The sequence below is a fragment of the Thioalkalivibrio sp. ALE30 genome (genome assembly GCF_000377465.1).
GTDB lineage: Bacteria > Pseudomonadota > Gammaproteobacteria > Ectothiorhodospirales > Ectothiorhodospiraceae > Thioalkalivibrio.
Genome location: NZ_KB898170.1, coordinates 242,212 through 260,686, shown reverse-complemented (window position 1 = coordinate 260,686; position 18,475 = coordinate 242,212). Strand labels below are relative to the sequence as shown.

General features: G+C 66.8%; 16 protein-coding genes. 4 read left to right on the top strand and 12 right to left on the bottom strand.

Features of this window, described 5'->3' with window-relative positions:
• Positions 1-25 precede the first annotated feature (25 nt).
• From D107_RS13680 to D107_RS0106110, 12 genes are all read right to left on the bottom strand, one after another.
• Positions 26-976, bottom strand: a complete 951-nt coding sequence (locus D107_RS13680) for a class I SAM-dependent methyltransferase (protein ID WP_081619363.1) — start codon at positions 974-976, stop codon at positions 26-28.
• A gap of 2 nt (positions 977-978) precedes the next feature.
• Complete coding sequence (locus tag D107_RS0106160) at positions 979-2,901, bottom strand: XrtA/PEP-CTERM system amidotransferase (protein ID WP_018881009.1); 1,923 nt, start codon at positions 2,899-2,901, stop codon at positions 979-981.
• A 202-nt stretch (positions 2,902-3,103) separates the two neighbouring features.
• Positions 3,104-4,228, bottom strand: a complete 1,125-nt coding sequence (locus tag D107_RS0106155; protein ID WP_018881008.1) for a TIGR03088 family PEP-CTERM/XrtA system glycosyltransferase — start codon at positions 4,226-4,228, stop codon at positions 3,104-3,106.
• A gap of 47 nt (positions 4,229-4,275) precedes the next feature.
• Positions 4,276-5,835 carry an exosortase A gene (gene xrtA, locus D107_RS0106150; protein WP_018881007.1) on the bottom strand — a complete coding sequence of 520 codons (1,560 nt, stop codon included), beginning with the start codon at positions 5,833-5,835 and terminating at the stop codon, positions 4,276-4,278.
• Positions 5,825-7,075, bottom strand: coding sequence for a TIGR03087 family PEP-CTERM/XrtA system glycosyltransferase (locus D107_RS0106145; protein ID WP_018881006.1), 1,251 nt, complete (start codon positions 7,073-7,075; stop codon positions 5,825-5,827). Before D107_RS0106145 ends, xrtA begins: the two co-directional genes overlap by 11 nt.
• A gap of 66 nt (positions 7,076-7,141) precedes the next feature.
• A complete protein-coding gene (locus D107_RS0106140) occupies positions 7,142-7,534 on the bottom strand; it encodes a GxxExxY protein (RefSeq protein ID WP_018866609.1) in 393 nt (130 codons plus the stop codon).
• 235 nt (positions 7,535-7,769) lie between these two features.
• Positions 7,770-8,795, bottom strand: coding sequence for a FemAB family XrtA/PEP-CTERM system-associated protein (locus tag D107_RS0106135; protein WP_018881005.1), 1,026 nt, complete (start codon positions 8,793-8,795; stop codon positions 7,770-7,772).
• Between the two features lie 31 nt (positions 8,796-8,826).
• Positions 8,827-9,732, bottom strand: coding sequence for an XrtA system polysaccharide deacetylase (locus tag D107_RS0106130; RefSeq protein WP_018866607.1), 906 nt, complete (start codon positions 9,730-9,732; stop codon positions 8,827-8,829).
• A gap of 15 nt (positions 9,733-9,747) precedes the next feature.
• Positions 9,748-10,854: an XrtA/PEP-CTERM system-associated ATPase gene (locus tag D107_RS0106125; RefSeq protein WP_018881004.1), complete on the bottom strand. Its 1,107-nt coding sequence runs from the start codon at positions 10,852-10,854 to the stop codon at positions 9,748-9,750.
• Between the two features lie 3 nt (positions 10,855-10,857).
• Positions 10,858-12,336, bottom strand: coding sequence for a TIGR03016 family PEP-CTERM system-associated outer membrane protein (locus tag D107_RS0106120; protein ID WP_018881003.1), 1,479 nt, complete (start codon positions 12,334-12,336; stop codon positions 10,858-10,860).
• A gap of 16 nt (positions 12,337-12,352) precedes the next feature.
• The gene (locus D107_RS0106115) at positions 12,353-13,249 is read right to left on the bottom strand and encodes an XrtA-associated tyrosine autokinase (protein ID WP_018881002.1); all 897 of its coding nucleotides are present in this window, start codon (positions 13,247-13,249) and stop codon (positions 12,353-12,355) included.
• A 115-nt stretch (positions 13,250-13,364) separates the two neighbouring features.
• The gene (locus D107_RS0106110; protein ID WP_018881001.1) at positions 13,365-14,909 is read right to left on the bottom strand and encodes an XrtA system polysaccharide chain length determinant; all 1,545 of its coding nucleotides are present in this window, start codon (positions 14,907-14,909) and stop codon (positions 13,365-13,367) included.
• 363 nt (positions 14,910-15,272) lie between these two features.
• Here D107_RS0106110 and D107_RS0106105 point away from each other — a divergent pair, with 363 nt between their 5' ends.
• The 4 genes from D107_RS0106105 to D107_RS0106090 all read left to right on the top strand — a co-directional run bounded on the left by D107_RS0106105 (position 15,273) and on the right by D107_RS0106090 (position 18,472).
• Positions 15,273-15,845 (top strand): PilZ domain-containing protein, encoded by a 573-nt coding sequence (locus D107_RS0106105; RefSeq protein ID WP_018881000.1) that lies wholly within the window; start codon positions 15,273-15,275, stop codon positions 15,843-15,845.
• Between the two features lie 133 nt (positions 15,846-15,978).
• Entirely contained in the window at positions 15,979-16,695 is a 717-nt protein-coding gene (locus D107_RS0106100) for an acyl-homoserine-lactone synthase (protein ID WP_018880168.1), read from the top strand.
• 2 nt (positions 16,696-16,697) lie between these two features.
• Positions 16,698-17,573 (top strand): PEP-CTERM/exosortase system-associated acyltransferase, encoded by an 876-nt coding sequence (locus tag D107_RS0106095; protein WP_018880999.1) that lies wholly within the window; start codon positions 16,698-16,700, stop codon positions 17,571-17,573.
• Positions 17,570-18,472: a ThiF family adenylyltransferase gene (locus tag D107_RS0106090; RefSeq protein WP_018880998.1), complete on the top strand. Its 903-nt coding sequence runs from the start codon at positions 17,570-17,572 to the stop codon at positions 18,470-18,472. Before D107_RS0106095 ends, D107_RS0106090 begins: the two co-directional genes overlap by 4 nt.
• Positions 18,473-18,475: the final 3 nt, after the last annotated feature.

Here is an 18,475-nt window from a genome sequence, read left to right as displayed (position 1 = left end):
TGAGCGCCTGGCATGGATGGGTCAGTCATCCGTCGGGTCGGTCTTGGCACTTCTCGCCAGGATGCTTTTCGGCAACTAGCCAGAAGCCCAGGCAGCGCAACGTTTCGTCATCCAGATCGCGAAAAGGTTTGGCCAGGTACGGGCGGACCGCATCAATGTCTTCTTGATCCGCATGAGCCGTAGGCTCAAGGATTCGGGTCGTCAATCCCGAATTGGCCAGAGCCTGAACATAGCGATCCAGTCGAAGGCGGTTCGGGACACCCTTGCCTTCATACATGAGATTCCAGAGAAGGGGAGGCCAAGTCAGAAAATCCAGAGGATTTTCGCGATGCAGGCCATGGCTCTTGAGGTCCACCTGATGGATTGCCACCCCATCCCACTTTAGAGCCCTGGCCATGTCGTCAAAAGTGGCGTCCAGATCATTCACGTGCTCGAGTACAGCACGGGAATAAACAAGATCGATGCTATCTGTCAGGCCCGACAATCCGTCTTTCGTTACCCGGTACTCAAGACATTCCGGCTTGAAACCTGATGCAGGATCGCCCGCCCGAACAAAACACGCTTCCCCTCGTTGTCGGACTTCGCCATCCAGGCCATCAAGAATTTCCTGCAAAACCGCTACCTGAAACGGGGATCTTTGATCGAGCGAAAACCGATCGACACAAAAAACCTTGCGGGCGCCGTGGGCCAACATCAGGAGACTGACACCGGGAACATCTCCAGGGCCATACTCCAGCAGGACGCGGCCGTCGAGCCACTCCCTTGCGGAGTCCAGATTCAAGTCCAGCTTCTGGAAGTACGCCTCAAAGCAGTTTCGGAAATAGGCAGCAACCGATTCGGGAGTTTCTTTCTTCTGTCCTCGGCCGGTTTCCCCTATCAACCGCACATACAAGCGCGGCGCCCCCCTTGCGAGAAGATTACTCAGAATCGCTCTGGAGGCACGTTTGGCATCTGCGACCGGTCGACGTCCGTACATTGTTACCTCCAGTCAACCACGGAGGGCTGTCGCCTTTCCGAATGGGCCAGAAAACTCTCGAACATAAGCAGCGACCACAGGGCCGGGCTGTGGTCGCGGGCGCCGCTGACGTGCTGGTTCACGAGGGTCTTGAGGAAATCCATGTCGAAGATGCCGGAGTCGGCGATGCGCGGGCCGAGGACCTGGGCCTGCATGCGCTCGCGCAACGGGCCGCGGAACCATTCCGCAACCGGCACGGAGAACCCCTTCTTGCGGCGGTAAAGGATCTCCTCCGGCAGGTAGGGCTCCATGGCCTTCTTGAACACGAACTTGCCTTCGGGCCCGCGCAGCTTGAGTTCCGGCGGCAGGCCCGAGATCCACTCGACCAGCTGGTGGTCGAGGATGGGGACCCGGACCTCCAGCGCATGCGCCATGCTCGCGCGGTCGACCTTGGTCAGGATGTCGCCCGGCAGGTAAGTCTTCATGTCCAGGTACTGCACCAGGGACAGCGGGTGTTCGGTGGGCGCGCGTTCCGCGTGCCGGCGCAGGACTTCCAGCGCGCCGTAGCCCTGCAGCGAGCGCCGGAATGCCGGGGAAAACAGGTGCGCGCGCAGGTCGTCGCGCAGGATAGAGACGCCCTGGAAGTAGCCTTCGACCGAATCCCTGGCCAGCGCCTGAAAGGTCGCCTTCGCGCGCAGTGGGCGCGGGGCCCAGTCTGCCTTGGGATAGAGATGCGCGAGCGAGCCGAACAGCGGGCGCCGCAGCCCCAGCGGCAACGGTGCGCGCAGACGCTCCTCGGCGAGATGGTGGCGATAGCGCCGGTAGCCCGCCAGGTTCTCGTCGCCGCCATCCCCCGACAGGGCCACCACCACCTGCTGGCGCGCCTGTTCGCAGACGCGGTAGGTCGGCAGCGCGGAGCTGTCGGCAAACGGCTCGTCGTACAGCCCGCTCAGCCGATCCAGCAGCGCGAAGTCGTCGGGATCGACCTCCTGCGTGTGGTGATCGGTGTGGTAGCGCTCGGCCACCAGGCGCGCGTAGCGGGACTCGTCGTAGGCCGGGTCGGCAAAGCCGATGGAGCTCGTGCGCACCGGGTCGTCGGACAGCCCCGCCATCATCGCAACCACCGCGCTGGAGTCGACCCCGCCGGAGAGAAACGCGCCCAGCGGGACGTCTGCCACCATGCGGATGTCCACCGCCTCGCGCAGGCGGGCGGTCAGTTCCTCGGCGGCCGTGTCCAGGTGCGTGATGCCGTTGTCCGTAAACGGCACGTCCCAGTATTCGCGTGGTTCGCTCAGGTTGCCCTGCCCGCGATGCACGGTCAGCGTGTGGCCGGGCGGCAGCTTGTGCACGCCGCGGAAGATGCTGCGCGGCTCCGGCACGTAACCGAAGGCGAAGTAGTCCTCCACCGCATGCGGATCCATGCGCCGGGGCAGCCCCGGATGCGCCATCAGCGCCTTGAGCTCCGAACCGAAGATTAGCTGCCCGTCGGCCAGCGCGCTGTAATACAGCGGCTTGATCCCGAGACGATCGCGGGCCAGGAACAGAGTATCCCGGTTGCGGTCCCAGACGGCGAAGGCAAACATGCCGCGAAAGCGCTGCACACAGGCCTCGCCCCACTCCTCCCAGGCATGCACGATCACCTCGGTATCGCAGTGGGAGCGAAAGCGATGGCCCGCCTGCTGCAGCTCGGCGGTCAACTCGGGGAAGTTGTAGATCTCGCCGTTGTAGGTCACGACGACGGTCTCGTCCTCGTTGAACAGCGGCTGCTGCCCGCTCGCAAGATCGATGATCGACAGGCGCCGATGCGCCAGCCCCACACCCGGCTCCAGATGCACACCGCCCTCGTCCGGACCCCGGTGAAACTGGGTCTCGTTCATCGCCTCCAGCAGGGCCCGATTGACCGACCGCCGGTCGCGCAGATCGAAGATGCCGGTAATGCCGCACATGTAGGGATCCTGATTGCTTCCTTGCCTGGGCGTCGGTCGAATTCGGGCGATCCACGGCCAGGTCGACACTGGGCGGTGCCGCCGGGCGGACACCGGTTCGGGCCGGGCCCTCGCACCATCACGGAAAATCCAGAATAAACGACAACCCCGCCACCGAGCGCCCGCGATTCGCGCCGTGGGGCGGCTGGCGTTAGCGCCACAACTAACGCCGGGCCAGTACCCGGTCGTATACCGCCATGTAGCCCGTGACCATCGCCTCCATGCTGAACGCCGCCTCAGCCCGGGCGCGGGCGGCCTGTCCCTCGCGTGCGGTCCGCGCGGGATCGGCGGGATAGGCCATCAGCGCGCGGGCCATCGCGTCGGGATCCCCCGCCGGCACCAGTGCCCCGGTCACCCCGGGCTGTACCAGATCGGGGTTGCCCCCGACATCCGTCGCGACCACCGGCAGGCCGGTCGCCATCGCCTCGAGGATGGTGTTGCAGATGCCCTCGGCCAGCGACGGCAACACGAACAGGTCCAGCGCCCGCAGGCAGTCGGCGACGTCTTCCCGGGCGCCGGGGAGCCAGGCCTGGTCCGCGACCCCGGCCTGCTCCAGGAACTGAACGACCTCGGCACGCAAAGGCCCATCCCCGATCATCACCAGGCGCAGGCGCGGAAAGGCCTCCGGCAGGAGCTCGCGCAGCGCGACAAAGGCCCGCGCCAGATCCAGTGGCGCCTTGACCGCCTGCATGCGCATGACCGAACCGATCACGAACGTGCCGGGGTCCCGAAATGCCTGCGGCAACGGGGACACAAAGCCCTCGTGCGGCGGCGCGAAGCGGCCGGTATCCACACCATTGAAGATGTGCGACAGGCGTGCCGCGGGCACCGCGATGGCCTCCCGCAGATAGCCCGTCTGGTGCTGCGACAGGGCGATGTAATGCCCCACCAGTGGCCGCACCAGGCGGCGCAGGCGGCGGTTGCGGTCACGTGTGCCGTCGAGGTCCCCGACATCCCAGCCGTGCTCGCCGTGCACCCGCGCCCGCACCCCGGCGAGCGCGGCGGTCACCTGCGCCTCCAGCGTGCCGAAGTTGCGGGTATGCACGATGTCCGGTTGCAGGCGGCGCAGCAGCCGCCACAGGCGCAGGTGCACCCGCGGATCCTTGCCTTCGCGCTTGTGCAGGGCGTGCAGGGTGACATCGTCCCGCTGGAGGCGTCGGCGAAAGTCGGTGTAGTCCGTCATGCAGATGATCGCGTGGCGGAAGCGATCGGCCGGCATGTGATTGATCAGGTTGACCAGCCCGTTCTCCATCCCGCCGATATCCAGGCGATGGATGATGTGGGCCACACAGGGGCGCTGATCACCCTCCCGGGCCACGGGTACGGAGGCGCCCGTCACTGCCGCGCGACGTGGTCGAGCTGTTCGAGCAGCTCGGGCAGGGCATCCGCGGCGTAGGTCCGCAATGCCGCCTCCGCCGCATCGGTGCCGTTGTCGAACTCGAGCGGCGCATACAGCACCACCAGCGCGGCATCGTCCCGACCACCGAATAACCGGTTCAGCGCCTCCCGCGCCTTGACCTCATGCGGCCGGGTAGTCAGGCGGCCATCCACCCAGTACCAGCGCCACACCAGGAACCGCTGCCCGGGGCCGTTCAGCAGGAAGCGTTCCGGTTTGGGGTATCCCTCCAGCGTGGCCCGGCCGCGACGCGACTGCGACCATTCCAGCGCCCGATCGCGCCCGGCCAGGGTATTGCTCCAGCCCACCATGTTCCCGTGCCGGTACTGCTCGCGGTAGAACAGCACATGCATACCCACCGGCTCGCCGCCGTCGGCGGCCGTCACCAGGCCACCGCGACCGTCGCGGGCGCCACGATACCCCGGCTCCCAGGCGGCATCCTGTTCCTCCAGGACCTGCCAGCCTGCTGGTGCCAGCGGGCCCGTACCCAGGCCCGCCACGGGGCCGAGATCACGCTGGTTCATCCACTCGGCATACAGCGGCGCCGCACTGGCCAGGACGACCGTCAGCACCGCGGCGGCAACGAACGAACCCGCCTGCGCGGAGCGCCCGGGTTGCGCGGGAGGCACCGTCGGGGTCGGCAACGGCTCCATGTCCTCGCGCCACAACGCACCGATCGCGAACATCAGCGCGATGACCACGCCGAAGAAGATCCAGCCATAGATCAGGTGATCCACCCCGGCCGCATGCTCCATGTCGCTCAGGTGGCCGATCATCACGATCATGTAGGCGCGCAGGCCGTTGGCAACGATCGGGACCACGATCGACACGCCGACAAACACGATCCGCCGCCAGGGACTGCGGTACATGAGATAGGCATACAGCGTGCCCAGCGCGACCGACGCGATCAGGTAGCGCACGCCACTGCAGGCCTCGATCACCGACCAGCGGCCGGTGGGCAGATCGAAATACAGCCCGTCGCGATAGACCGGGATCCCGGTCAGCTGCACGGCGGTCACCGTGAAATCCGCGGTCAGATCCATCATCGGCGGCACCAGGAACTCGCCGAACGGGACCGCGAACAGCAGATACGCCAGGGGGAACTGCAGGCGCCAGGTGATCGCGTTGCCCAGCACCAGCCAGAACAGCGCGGGAATCATCAGCACGGCCGCGAACTGGCGCACCGACACCACATCCACCAACTCCCCCGCCACCCAGACGAGGGACAGCCCCACCAAGGGCAACAACGCCCACCAGGATGGGCGCGGCTCCAGCGCAAGCACCTCCTGACGCTTGAGAAACAGCAGGAACAGGACGATGGGGACGATCAGGAACCCGTGCGCAAAGGTGTCCGAGCGGTTCCAGATCGTAACGATGGAGGCGAACGTCGGGTAGAACATCCACCCCAGCACGACCAGGCCCAGCACCAGGACCGGCGCGGCAAACCACCAGGAGAAACCGCGGGCGCGTGTTCGGGAATTCAGCGCGTCAGCGACCATGTGCGGCCTCCTCGATCGACACCGTACCCGACACGCGGCCCGGGCGACGCCGCAGGATCTCGCCCAGGTGCGCGAGATTGCGCGCCCAGTCGTAGTCCGCCAGCACCCGGGCGCGGGCCGCCTGCCCCAGCGCCGGGTCCGGGGCGCGCAGGTACCCGGAGACGGCCTCCAGGAACGCGCGCGGCTCGGCGTCCGCCGCGACGACCTCGTGCCCGGGGGTCGCGGTCAGCCCCTCCAGGGCCTGCGGGCTGGCCACGACCGGACGCCCCAGCGCCATCGCCTCCAGGACCTTGTTCTGCACGCCACGCGCGATGCGCAGCGGCGCGACCGCGAGCGTGGCGTGCGCGATCCAGGGACGCACGTCGTCCACGAAGCCGGTCACCGTCACGCCGGGCCGGGCCGCCAGGGCCGCCACCTCGGGCGCCGGCCGGCTGCCGACGATGCAGAACTCCACACCCGGGTGTTCCGCACGCAAGCCGGGCAGGACGTGATCGGCGAACCACACCACCGCATCGACGTTGGGCCAGTAATCCATCGCGCCCGAAAACACGATGGTGCGGGCGCCGGCGACATAGGGGTTCGAACCCGCCACCGCCTCGGGTGCGAAGAAGGCGGCATCGACGCCATTGTTCAGCGCATGCACCCGGTCCGCCGCCTCCGGGGCGCGCTGGCGGAAGCTGTCTGCTTCGGCCGGCGACACGAACAGACTGGCATCGCTGGCCTGCGCGACCTGGCGCTCGTAGTCCAGCAGCCGGCGGCCCTCGCGCCGATACACCGCGCTCATGGGCCAGCGCCGCGTCGGGGCGTACTGTGTCCACTTGTCGGAATCGACGTCCACGAAGTCGACCACCCGGGTTCGCCCGCCCCCTTCCGGCAGGTACTGGGCCATCGCCGAGGAAAAGGCCACGGCACAGGCGACCGGCTGGCGGGTCAGCGTGGTCCTAACCCAACGTGCCAGTTCGCGGTCGCGATACCACGGCACCGTCAGCGGCTCGCCGCTCAGGAAGCCGGTCAGCGCGCGCAACTGGGCCCGCCGGCGCGGCAGCGGACGGGCACAGACCGTCGTGCAGATACGCTTGAGCTCGGGCAGATACGCCGCATCCGCCGGGTCATCGATGAACGTACCCAGGTGCACACGATAGTGCTGCGCCAGATAGCGCAGGATGTGGTGCGAACGAATCTTGTCGCCCTTGTTCGGCGGCCACGGAATCCGATGCACCAGATAAAGAAGATCATCCATCAGGCATCTGCCAACTGCAGTTGGTCACAGGAAGATTTGAAGAAGGGAAGGTTCATGGAATGAGTTTCAAGAGCCAGTTGAAATACCGCGCCGCTCAAGACGGCGGATCCCGTCCTTGAGAACAGGGGCGTTGAAGTTGATCAAGAGCCCAGTATCGACTCGCGCAAGTTTCATGTAGGTCAAAAGCTGCGCCTGGTGCAGGCCACTGAGCTCATCTACGCTCTTCAGTTCAATCATCAGGCAATCCTCAACGAGAACGTCAATGCGATACCCCGCATCAATGGTTTCGCCCTTGTAGGCAACCGGCATCGCAACCTGCGTGGTACAACGGATCCCTCGCTCACGCAGTTCATGGGCAAGGCACTTCTCGTAGACGGATTCCATCAGCCCCGGGCCCAGCTCCCGATGAACTTCGATCGCGGCGCCAATCACTTCCTTCGAAAGCGGGTCGAATTCCATTTCGCTCCCGTCCCTTCAACATTGTTCGGTTCGATACAGCTCTCACATAGCGTCGGCTAAAGAGCGGTTCACAGGAAGGTTAGAAGATGGGAAGAGTTCTGGGGTCGAGGCGCGTGGGGTAAAGACCAACGCCAAAGACTGCCCCAACCCAAGCTTTTCCCCGAACCCCACACCATAAATCTTCTTTTCTCCCCTTCTTCCTGTTAAACGTACTTGACCTTGACCTTCCATTCGCTCAGCCGAGGGAGCGGGAGAGTTTGGGGCCGAGCCAGTTGGCGACGGGCTGTGGCAGGCGCTGCCAGGCCTTGATGAAATAGCGGTACTTGGGGTTGAGCGGGTTTACGTCGGGCATCTCGCGCGCTCGCACCAGGTGATACTCGTAGTACAGCGGCTGCGGCTCGAAGCCCCAGTTCTTCTTGAAACTGAACGAGCCGGTATCGCGCTTGCTGCGACCGAAGTCGTAGATGCGGTAACCGTCCTCGCAGGCGTGGCGCATCAGCTCCCAGTAGAGAAAGTCATAGCCCGCGACCTGGCGCGCCTCGGGCGTACCTGCGCCGTAGTACGGCAGCACCTCTTCGCGGAAGAAAAAGGTCACGACGCTGGCGACCGGATCACCGTCGTGCAGCGCCGTGAGCACCCGGCATTCGTCGCCGAACACGTCGAGCAGAGTCTCGAAGTAGCGACGACTGAAGACCGGCGTCCCCATGCGGCGCACATTGGCCGCGAAAATCGGGTAGAAGCGCTCGATATCGGACTCGAATTCACTGGTCAGCCCGGCCTTGATCCCCTTGCGCACCATGCGGCGCTGCTTGCGGGGGATCGCATTCATGTTGGCCTCGACCTCCGGCTCCATGACCTTGCGGAAGGTGAAATAGAGATCGTCCTTGGTTGGCCAGTCCGGGTGCTGCGGTTCCAGGTGACGGTATTCGAGATAATCCACCCCTAGCTCTTCGGCAAGCGCCCGGGCACGCCGATCCAGGGCCTCGAAGGCCGTGGGCGTCTGCGCGGCAATGCCGCCGTAAACGCCGAACGGGATCGAGGCCAGGGCATCGCCAAACAGGCGCGAGCGCACCCGCACCAGCGGCAGCACGCCCTGGATAACCCCGTTCTGTTCCGCGTAGAAAAACCAGACGGGATGCCCGAAGGCGCGCTGCATGACCGTTGCCCAGCCGGCGCGGTGGAAGAACGTGGCCTGCGGGCAGCCATCGACGAAGGCATCCCAGCGCCCATGCCCGGTCGCGTCGAGTGTGCACACTTGCATGGGCAGCGTAGCCGCCATCCGTTCCTGGTCTTCAGGCGACTGATACACGGGCGCCCTCCGAGGACGTCAGAGCGGGGGCCTGCAAATCGAGGGGGACAGCGAATACGCGATCCATTCGATCCCAGGTGAAGTCCTGCAGCAGGCGATCCAGACGCGCCTCCATACGGTGCAGATTCACGTAGTGCCGGAAACGCGTCTTGGCGGTAATGCCGGGAATACGCGGCTGGCCGGGGTCGATCTCCCAGGGGTGGAAATAGAACACCGCGGGCATCGCATCCACCTGCTCGATCCGACGCAGGGCGCGCCGCGAGATGGCGTAGGGCAGGAGACGAAAGTAACCGCCGCCGGCCGCCGGCAGATTTCGGCCGCCCATGCGCAGGGTGGCGGGCGGCAGTTCCAGGATACCGCCTTCCAACGGGCGATGGGGCTCGCGCGGGGCGTCCGGCATGCCGTAGTGGTCGTGGCGAACCGGATAAATGCTCGAGCTGTAGTCATGCCCTGTCTCGTCCAGAATTCTGAGCGCCCACAGGTTGCCCTCCCCAATGGAAAAGCTCGGCGCGCGATAGCCCCGGATGGGGGAACCGGAAAGATCCTCCAGTATCCCGCGCGCGCGGGTAACGTCAGCGCGGAAGGCTTCGGGACTGAGGTCGGTTACCCGCTGGTGGCCATAGCCATGGCTGGCGAGTTCGTGCCCGGCCTCGACGATACGCCGGATGGCCTGAGGGTAACGTTCGGCAATCCAGCCCAGGGTAAAGAAGGTGGCGTGCGCCCCACGGCGCTCGAACAGGTCGAGGATGCGATCGAGGTTCCGCTCAATACGGCACTCACGACAATCCCAGGAGTCGCGCGGGATCTGCGGCGCCAGCGCGGAGACCTGGAAGTAGTCTTCGACATCGACGGTCAGGGCATTGGGCCGATGGGCGTTTTTCGGCTGCATGACGAGGCTCCGCCCCTACGACCGTACGGCGCTGGGAACCGGGGACAAGGACTCCGGCTCGTAGCCCTCGTCGCGCACGATTTTGAGCACCTCCTGGGTCACGCGGAAGTTGACCAGGAGGTTGCGTTCGATCCGCTGGAGGCGTTCTTCCAGCGCCTCGAGATCCTGTTCGATGCGCAGCATGGAGACCTGGCTGGCGACGGCCTGATCCGGGTCGCCCTGGTCGCCCTGGTCGTCCGTGCCCGCGTGCGCCTCCCGGCGCGGCCCCGATGAACCGGCGGCGGGGGGCGTCTCGTCCAGCAGCACGCCCTCCAGGTCCTCCTCAATCTCGTCGATCACCTGCTGCGCCCGTGCCGCATCCAGATCGGCACATTCCTCCAGATACCCCATCAGCAGCAGGCGATCGCAGAAGGTGTTCACCTTGCGCGGGATGCCGCCGGTGTAGTCGTGGATGCGCGGCCAGATGTCGGCGTCGAAATGCGGCCGGCCGTTCCACCCGACCCGGGCGAGCCGGTGTTGCACATAGGCGCGCGTATCGTCCTCGTCCATCGGGCCGAGGTGGTAGGTCGCGATCACCCGCTGGCGCAGCTGCTGCATGTTCTCGCTGCGCAGCAGGCGCCGGAACTCCGGCTGACCGAGCAGAAAGCTCTGCAGCAGGGGGCCGTCCTCGCCCTGGAAGTTGGACAGCATGCGCAGTTCTTCCACGGCGTCGGGGCCCAGGTTCTGTGCCTCGTCGACCACCAGCAGCGCGCGCTGGCCCCGGGCCCGCGTGTCGTGCAGGAAGGACTCCAGGCGGCGCAACTGACCGGCCTTGTGATTCGGGGCATCCTCCAGCCCAAAGGCGAGACAGACCGAGCGCAGCAGGTCTTCGGCATCCAGCTGTGTACTCACCAGCTGGGCCGCCACCAGGGGCTTGTCGCTCAGGGTCTCGAACAGGCTGCGCACCAGGGTGGTCTTGCCGGCCCCGACCTCGCCGGTGATGACGATGAAGCCTTCCTCCAGCTGCACGCCGTATTCGAGATAGGCCATCGCCCGGCTGTGGCCCTTGCTCGCGTAGAAGAACCGCGGATCGGGGCTCAGCGCGAAGGGCCGGCCGGTGAAACCATAGAATTCCTCGTACATGCCTCAGAACTCCCGTGTCAGCGTGCCGATGATCGCGTTCTCGCGGTACTCGTTGGCCGCGGCGTTCGAATCCCGGCGCTGGTGCCGGTAGGCCAGGCTGGCGCTGGTATCCGGCGTCAGCTGACGACTGACGCTGGCGCGCAGGAACCAGAGGTCATCCTCGCGATCGCTGTCGGTGAAGTCGGTCCGGCTGATGCCGGTGGTCAGCAGGGTCGTCGTGCGCGGACCGTAGCGCCATTGCCAGAACGCGCTGGCCCCGCGCTGGGTGCGGTTGTCCTCGAACAGGCCGACGTTGGTCTGAGTCTCGGATTCGCGCTCGGTCTGGATCAGGTTGACGCCGAACACACTGCGACCGGTGTCGTAACTCCAGCCGGCGCGCCAGGTTCGGGTCAGGTAGAAGCCTTCCACGAATGCCTCATCGGTCAGGCCGAAGTCTGCCAGGAGCAGATCGATGAAGTCCGGACCGAAGACCCCTGCCAGAAAGAACAGTTCGTCAACGGACACACCCAGTTCATCGGCCAGGGCATCCCACTGCCGGCCGCCCCGTTGGCGGGTCGAGTTGATGCCCTCGTTATAGCTGAGGCGATAGGTGGCGCGGCGGCTGCGGTGGTCCACCGAAAGCGACCGGTTCTTGCCGAAATAGCGCTCGCCGTAGCGGGCCTCGATGTTGGTGACCCGGGTTGGGGCCCAACCCGCCCCTACCTGCCAGAAACTTCCATCATCGTCCTCGCGGGTGGTGGCATAGTCGTTGAACTCTTCGCCGACCACGCCGAACAGGCGCAGGGACCGCCCGAACCGGTAGCCCAGGGTCCCACTGACCTCCCCGAACTCGCCCTCCAGGCCATCCTCGAAGCGCTCCTTCTCGTAGAACCCGGCGACCTGCCAGAAGGGGCGGTTGAAGGCGGCCCCGCTGTCGAGGACGTATTCACCCCGGTGGAAGTCACTGTCCTGGCGGTTGCTGCGGTGGTAGAGGTTCTCGCCGTAGGTGTAGCGGATCTCCTGAGTGGCGAAACTGCCGTAGCGGGTGCGCAGCATCGGCGAGACGCTGTAGGTGGTGGTCTCCTGCAGGTTCTCGCGCGGGGTGCTGCCCCCGATCCCGACCGGCCCGAGGATCGAGGCCGCCTGCTCGGTACGCGAGGCCCCGGCATCGACGAAAAAGGTGTCGTCCACCAGCTCCCAGTTCGTGCGGCCGCGCAGGGAATGGGTCGTGCGGTCCTGGCGTGTATCGTCGGCATAGAAACGCGAGTTCATGCGGTAGTCGATGCGGGTGTCGCTGCGCGCGCCTTCGCCGCGCAGCGTGAACCCGGGCGCGACCGTGCCGATCAGGTCGGCCTCCTCCTGCCCCCGCGGGGCCAGGCGGGCGTTGTCGGTCACCTCCGCGGATACCGTGACCCGCGGAGTGAACGTCCAGTCGACGGCCTGCGCACTGCCGGGCACCGCCAGCACGACCACGGCCGCGCCGAGCCACCACCGACGGGCCATCGCCGGGCCCCGGGGGCTATCGGGACGGGGCGCCGGCGACATGATCACGCTCGCTGCCATAGTAGCTGCCCCCGTAGTACTGCCCCCCCATGCCGATACCGGGCGTCGCACGGTTGAGGGAGGTGAGCACGACCCCGCAGGAATCCAGTTGATGCATGGCCCGCTCCACCGTGCTGGCCGGCGTGCGATCGGCCTCGACCACCATCACCACCTGTCCCATGTGGGTCGCGAGCACACCCGGCTCGCTGGTCGCCAGCAGGGGCGGGGAGTCGAACAGGATGATCCGGTCCTCGTAGCGATCGTGCAGGTCGTCGACCAGATCCCGCATCACGTCGCTCGCCAGGATCTCGGTCGAACGCCCGTGCGGACGGCCCGCGGGCAGAACGGTCAGGTTCTCCACGTTGGTGCGCAGCAGGACATCGGGGATCTGGATATCCGGCTCGCTGAGCACATCCATCAGCCCGAGGTCGGCCTTGAAACCTAGCGTGCGGGGAACGGCCGGGCGCGCGACATCGGCATCCACCAGCAGCACCGTGCGCTCCAGCTCCATCGCCATGCTCAGGGCCAGGTTCACACTGGTGAAGGTCTTGCCTTCCCCAGGCAGGGCGCTGGTGATCATGATCAGCCGACCGCGGGGCACGCGCATTGCCGCGTGGCGCCCGAAGGCGTTGTTCAGCAGCGGGCGCTTCATCATGCGGAACTCTTCCGCCACGCTGGAGCGTTGATCCCCGGGCACGATGAGCCCCTGCTTGCGCAGCCAGGCAAAATCGATGCTGACTTCCTGTGATACCGGCGCCCGTTGAGGTTCGGGCTCGGGTGTCGCGGTTTCGGGGGTCGGCGCCTGTTCCGCCCTTGCTTCGGGGACCGGCTGTCGCGCCCGGTTCTTGTCCAGTGCCTTCTCGATAATGCTCATCGCGCTGTCTGCCCCCTGCTGGCAACCGATTGCGTCGAATCGGCCCGTTCCCTGAAAGATAGTCGGTGCGCCCGGCGATGACCGGAAACGTGCCCGGCGAACCCGCCCGGCACCCTCATCGCAGCCATCCCATGAGCTCGTCCAGAAGGAACTCGGACCCGGTCGCGTAGAGCCCCATGACCACGGCGTAGACCAGCACCAGGGTCCCCAGTGCCGCCGCAAACACGGCCAGCTCGGACAGCCGCCGGTGCCGGGTCATCGGGGTGCGCACGCGCGACACACTGCCGAGGACCGGCCGGCCGGTCACCGCCGCCAGCTGCTGACTGCTGCTGATGGTTCGCCGCAGCTGGGACAGCAGGAAGGCAAACCCGGTGCCCGCCCCCAAGCCGACCAGCAGGACGGCGGTGGCCAGCATGGGCCGATCCGGCGAGGCCGGCGCCGTGGGCTGGCGCGGCGGCTCCAGCACCCGGAAATCGACCGCGTCGGTCTGGCTCTCCACGGCCTCGGACATCACCGCCTGCTCGCGACGGTCCTGCAGCTGGCGGTAGGAATTGCGCAGAACGTCGTAGTTGCGGGTCAGGGAAGTCAGCTCGGATTCCACCGCCGGCGCGCGGTCCACATCGCCCTCCAGCCGCGCCACCCGCTCCTCGAACTCGGCGATGCGGGTGGTCAGCGAGGCGATCTCGCTTTCGGTTTCGGAGATCGCGTTCTGCAGCGCCTCGTTGCTGCTGCCCGGGCGCTGGATGGCCTGCGGGTTGCGCGCGAACTCCTGCGCCTCCCGTTCCCGGCGCTCCTCCAGCTCGACGAGGATGCGGCGCGACGACACCACGTCCGGGTGTTCATCGGTGTAGCGCAGCCGCATCGCGTCGATGTTCTCCTGCAATTCGCTGATGCGCCGGTCCAGTTCCGAGTTCTCGTAGCCCCCCAGGCCACTGGCCCGGCCTTCACGGGCCCGCCGCTCCAGTGTCTGCAACCGGCTCTCGGCCTCGCGGCGCTGCAGCCGGGCCTGCTGCAGCTGGTCACGGGTGCGCTCGAGCCGCGAGTAGAAGTTGCCATCGCCACTGAGGAAGCGCGCGTTGTCGCGCTTGAACTGCTCGATCTCGGCCTCCTTCTCCTGCAGCTGCTGTTCGTAGTTCTCCAGCTGACGCTCGATGAACTGCTGCGAAGTGGTGAGGTCGAGGCGCGAGTCGCCCATGCCGCGGGCCATAAACAGGTCGACCGTCTCGCGGACCACACGGTAGGCGACCTCGGGGTTGCTGTGGCGGAAGCGGACGCTGTAAATGTTGTCGCGCTCGCCCCCCTCCAGGGTCAGCCGCGAACGCAGCAATGCCACCTGGGCATCCAGGCTGGCGCTCCCGGTCAGCACATCGAGATCGCTCTCGCGGGCGATCTCCTCGAGGTTGTCGCGACTGAGCAGGGTGCGGGTAATCATGCGCAGGCGCTGCTCGGTGTTCGGGCGTACCGTCATCCCGCGCAGCAGCGGGTCCAGCACCGACTGGGTGTTCACGTAGATTCGGGCATCCGCCTGGTAGGTATCCGGCAGGTTGTGGGCGTAGGCCCAGCCACCGATAGATATCAGCCAGGCGATCGGCAGGATCCACCAGCGCTTGCGCCAGGTGCCCCGCACATGCTGCCAGAGCTCTTGAACGATCTTTTCCATACGGCCCAGCTTCCCGCCGACCGCACTGGCGCATGGGAGCGCCCGCGGGCCGATCTGCAGCGAATACCTGTCCCCCGGACGCGCCTGCGTTGCGCCGGGACCACCCGGCTCTGGCACCGTCGTGCCGGTCCCGCCGGGTTTGGGGAAATCCCAGGTTCATTCAAGTGGGTTTGCGCACACCTGTCCACAGATGTCGGGATTGTTTACACACGGCGAACTGACGCGCAGATCACGGCGCGGGCGATCGCACGGAGGCGAATGAATCCCGGGCGGTTCTGTGAACTGGTACAGGGTTTGCTACCGGGTCACTGGGTAGAGTCGTAAGCCTGCAGCGGCCCCTGCACCGACCCTCAAGGATCGCTGATGAGTCACGAAAAGTTGGCACTGGAGCTCGCGGACTTCTGGTTCCCGGCGATCGCGGATCAACCCTGGGAGGAACGCCTGCGCATCCTGGACGAGGTCCACGGCCAGCTGTATCAGGATCTGGAGACCGTCGGCGAGTATGAACAGGTCTCCGCCAGCTTCGTGGCGGCCTTGATCGACCGACTGGGGTCACCCCCGATCACGCATCCGGCGCAGGCACAGATCTACGCCAGCTCGTCGGAGGAACGGCACTGGGGCGCGGCCATGGCATGGCAGTTCGGCGAGGGACAGGACGACGGGGCAACCGCCCCGATGCCTGAGGAACGGCGGCGCTGGCCGCGCGAGATCGTCAACCGACTCACCGAGATGTGGGTGCAGGGACGACCGGCGCGCTGCCGGCTGGTGGACATCTCGCGCTACGGCGCACGCGTCATGCCGCTGCGCTACCAGCCGCGACTGCCCCCGGGAACGCCCATCCGGGTCATGGTGGCGGAGGGCAGCGTACGCGACGGCGTGGTGGTGTTTTCCAGTCCGCGCGGGGTCGGTCTGCAGTTCGCGAATGCCGCGCACTGAACGGTGCGGCATTCAATCTCGGACCATGGGAGCAGAAACATGCATTATCCGAATACGGACTCGACACCCAACCGAAGTACGGATACACCCCCTCGACCGCCCGCCGCATCCGGTTCCGGATGCGGCTCTGCGCGTGAATAGGGCCGGACGGTTCCGCGCCTATCTCGCACGCTCGGAGGCCGCCCGACGGATCCATTTCCGCCTGCGCTACGAGGTGTACTGCCGCGAAACCGGTTTCGAACCCGCCGAACAGCACCCGGAAGGCATCGAGCGCGATGCCTACGACGAGCATGCCGAGCATTTCCTGATCAGCCACGAAGGCCGCCCGCCGGACGCTCGCTGGGTGGGCGCCATGCGCCTGATCCTGCCGGGGAACCAACCCCTGCCGACCACGGCGAACTGCCGGCTGTTTCCCGAGGTGGCAGCCCAGTCCCGGGAACCCGCACTGGAGGTGTCGCGCCTGATCGTGCGCGGGGCTTCGCCCGAGGTGCTCTATCACCTGTGCCAGGCCTCGCAGGAGTACGCGCGGCGCCACGGCTACCGCCGGATGTTCTTCCTGGTGCGCCCGGCACTCGTGCGACTGCTGCGACGCCACGGCCTGCCCATCGAGGTGTGCGGCGCCCCCCACCGTCATCGTGGTACCCGCATCCCGTGCCTCGCGCACACCGAGGCCGCGGGCACGGCCCTGCGCGCCTGGCGAGAGCGCCTGCAACTCCCGGCAGCGGCGGAGATTCCCCACTACACTGCGTGGGAAGAGCCCGCCACGGGCGGGGCGCCGCATCCGACGGAGGTGCCCGCCGCGTGGGGGCCGCCACCGGACGTGGCGGGGCTTGCAGCAGGAGGAAACTAGTCGTGGAAAGCGACTCGATCGTCAGCGGTTTCAAGCGGTACTTCGATCTCTCCCAGCGCAGCGGGGAACACCTGGAGGACATCCAGCATCTTCGCTACCAGGTGTACTGCAAGGAGTTCGGCTTCGAGCGGGAGGAGGATTGCCCGGGCCACAAGGAGGTCGACGCGTACGACGCCCAGGCCTGGCACTGCCTGCTGGAACACAAGCCCAGCGGGATGGCCGCCGGCTGTGTGCGCGTAGTGCATGTCGACACCCGGGACCCGATCGGACAGCTGCCCATGGAGCGCCATTGCCACGACAGCTTTTTCGACACCCCCTGGCGCCCGGACCGGCTGGAGCGCGACAACGTCTGCGAGGTGTCCCGGCTCGCCGTGCACAGCATGTTCCGCCGCCGCAACGGCGAGGCCGCCACCCCCATCGGGGACATCGAGGCCCTGAAACTCTCGCCCGACCAGATCCGCGTGTTCCCGATCCTCGCGGTCAGCCTGTTCGTGGCCGCAACCCTGCTCTGCGTGCACTACCGCAAGCAGCATGCCTTCGCGATGATGGAGCCGGCCCTCGCCCGCATCCTGCGGCATACCGGGCTGGAGTTCACCCAGATCGGCGAGGTCGTGCACTATCATGGCAAACGCGCGGCGTTCTACATCGACTCCGGCGAGGCACACGAAAGCATCCAGCGATCGAGCGCCCTGAGCGAGCTGTGCCGGCACGTGGAGTCGACCTTGCTGCGCGCCCCGCGTGTTTCCCCGGCGGTGACATCCGCGAAGATGCTCCGCTTCCCGGGCGCGCCCGGGCGCCCTGTCGTCCACCCGAGCGGCCGGACACGCCTGCCGCTACCGGCACGCTCGCAACCGGGACTCAACGGGTTGGCGCATTGAGTTCCGGGTTCGACTACCAGACGGCCTTCGCCCGAACGGTTGGCTGGGTGACGCCGGCCGAACTGCAACGGCTGCGCGGCGCCCGCATCGCGATCGCCGGTCTTGGCGGGGTCGGCGGCGCCCACCTGCTGACCCTGGTGCGCCTCGGGATCGGCCATTTCCGCATCGCCGACCCCGACATCTTCGAGCTGCACAACATGAACCGCCAGGTCGGCGCGGCCCTGTCGCGGCTGGACCGCCCCAAGGTCGAGGTGCTGGAGGAGATGGCCCGGGACATCAACCCGGAACTCGAGATCGACGCCTTTGCGCAGGGCGTCCACGCGGACAACCTGGCGGCCTTCCTCGACGGCGTGGATGTCTACGTGGACGGCCTCGACTTCTTCGCCTTCGACATCCGGCGCCAGGTCTTCCGGGCCTGCGCCGAACGCGGCATTCCCGCCGTCACGGTGGCCCCGCTCGGCATGGGGGCCGCCCTGCTGAACTTCCGCCCCGACGGGATGAGCTTCGACGCCTACTTCGACCTGCACGACGACCTGGACGACGAGGAACTGGCCCTGCGATTCATGATCGGCCTGGCGCCCGCGATGCTGCAGATGGGCTACCTGGCCGACCCGACAGCCGTCGACCTGGCGGCGCGCCGCGGCCCCTCCACCCCGATGGCCTGCGACCTGTGCGCCGGGGTCATGGGCACCGAGGTGCTCAAACTGCTGCTGGGGCGCGGTACGCTGACCTGGGCCCCGCGGGGCGTGCACTTCGACGCCTACCGCCAGCGCCTCGCCCGCACCTGGCGCCCCGGGGGCAATCGCAACCCGCTCCACCGCCTGCTGATCCGGATCGCCCGCCGGCGACTGCGCGCTCAGCGCGCGCACCAGCGGGCCGCGAACCCGGAGGTACAATGACGC

What these genes read in the sequence shown, in the direction of transcription:
- D107_RS0106140 (WP_018866609.1), bottom strand. Translation starts at nt 7,534, where the DNA reads ATGGAATTCGACCCGCTTTCGAAGGAAGTGATTGGCGCCGCGATCGAA.
- D107_RS0106160 (WP_018881009.1), bottom strand. Translation starts at nt 2,901, where the DNA reads ATGTGCGGCATTACCGGCATCTTCGATCTGCGCGACCGGCGGTCGGTC.
- D107_RS0106135 (WP_018881005.1), bottom strand. Translation starts at nt 8,795, where the DNA reads ATGCAAGTGTGCACACTCGACGCGACCGGGCATGGGCGCTGGGATGCC.
- D107_RS0106105 (WP_018881000.1), top strand. Translation starts at nt 15,273, where the DNA reads ATGAGTCACGAAAAGTTGGCACTGGAGCTCGCGGACTTCTGGTTCCCG.
- D107_RS0106115 (WP_018881002.1), bottom strand. Translation starts at nt 13,249, where the DNA reads ATGAGCATTATCGAGAAGGCACTGGACAAGAACCGGGCGCGACAGCCG.
- xrtA (WP_018881007.1), bottom strand. Translation starts at nt 5,835, where the DNA reads ATGGTCGCTGACGCGCTGAATTCCCGAACACGCGCCCGCGGTTTCTCC.
- D107_RS0106145 (WP_018881006.1), bottom strand. Translation starts at nt 7,075, where the DNA reads ATGGATGATCTTCTTTATCTGGTGCATCGGATTCCGTGGCCGCCGAAC.
- D107_RS0106130 (WP_018866607.1), bottom strand. Translation starts at nt 9,732, where the DNA reads ATGCAGCCGAAAAACGCCCATCGGCCCAATGCCCTGACCGTCGATGTC.
- D107_RS0106120 (WP_018881003.1), bottom strand. Translation starts at nt 12,336, where the DNA reads ATGGCCCGTCGGTGGTGGCTCGGCGCGGCCGTGGTCGTGCTGGCGGTG.
- D107_RS0106125 (WP_018881004.1), bottom strand. Translation starts at nt 10,854, where the DNA reads ATGTACGAGGAATTCTATGGTTTCACCGGCCGGCCCTTCGCGCTGAGC.
- D107_RS0106110 (WP_018881001.1), bottom strand. Translation starts at nt 14,909, where the DNA reads ATGGAAAAGATCGTTCAAGAGCTCTGGCAGCATGTGCGGGGCACCTGG.
- D107_RS13680 (WP_081619363.1), bottom strand. Translation starts at nt 976, where the DNA reads ATGTACGGACGTCGACCGGTCGCAGATGCCAAACGTGCCTCCAGAGCG.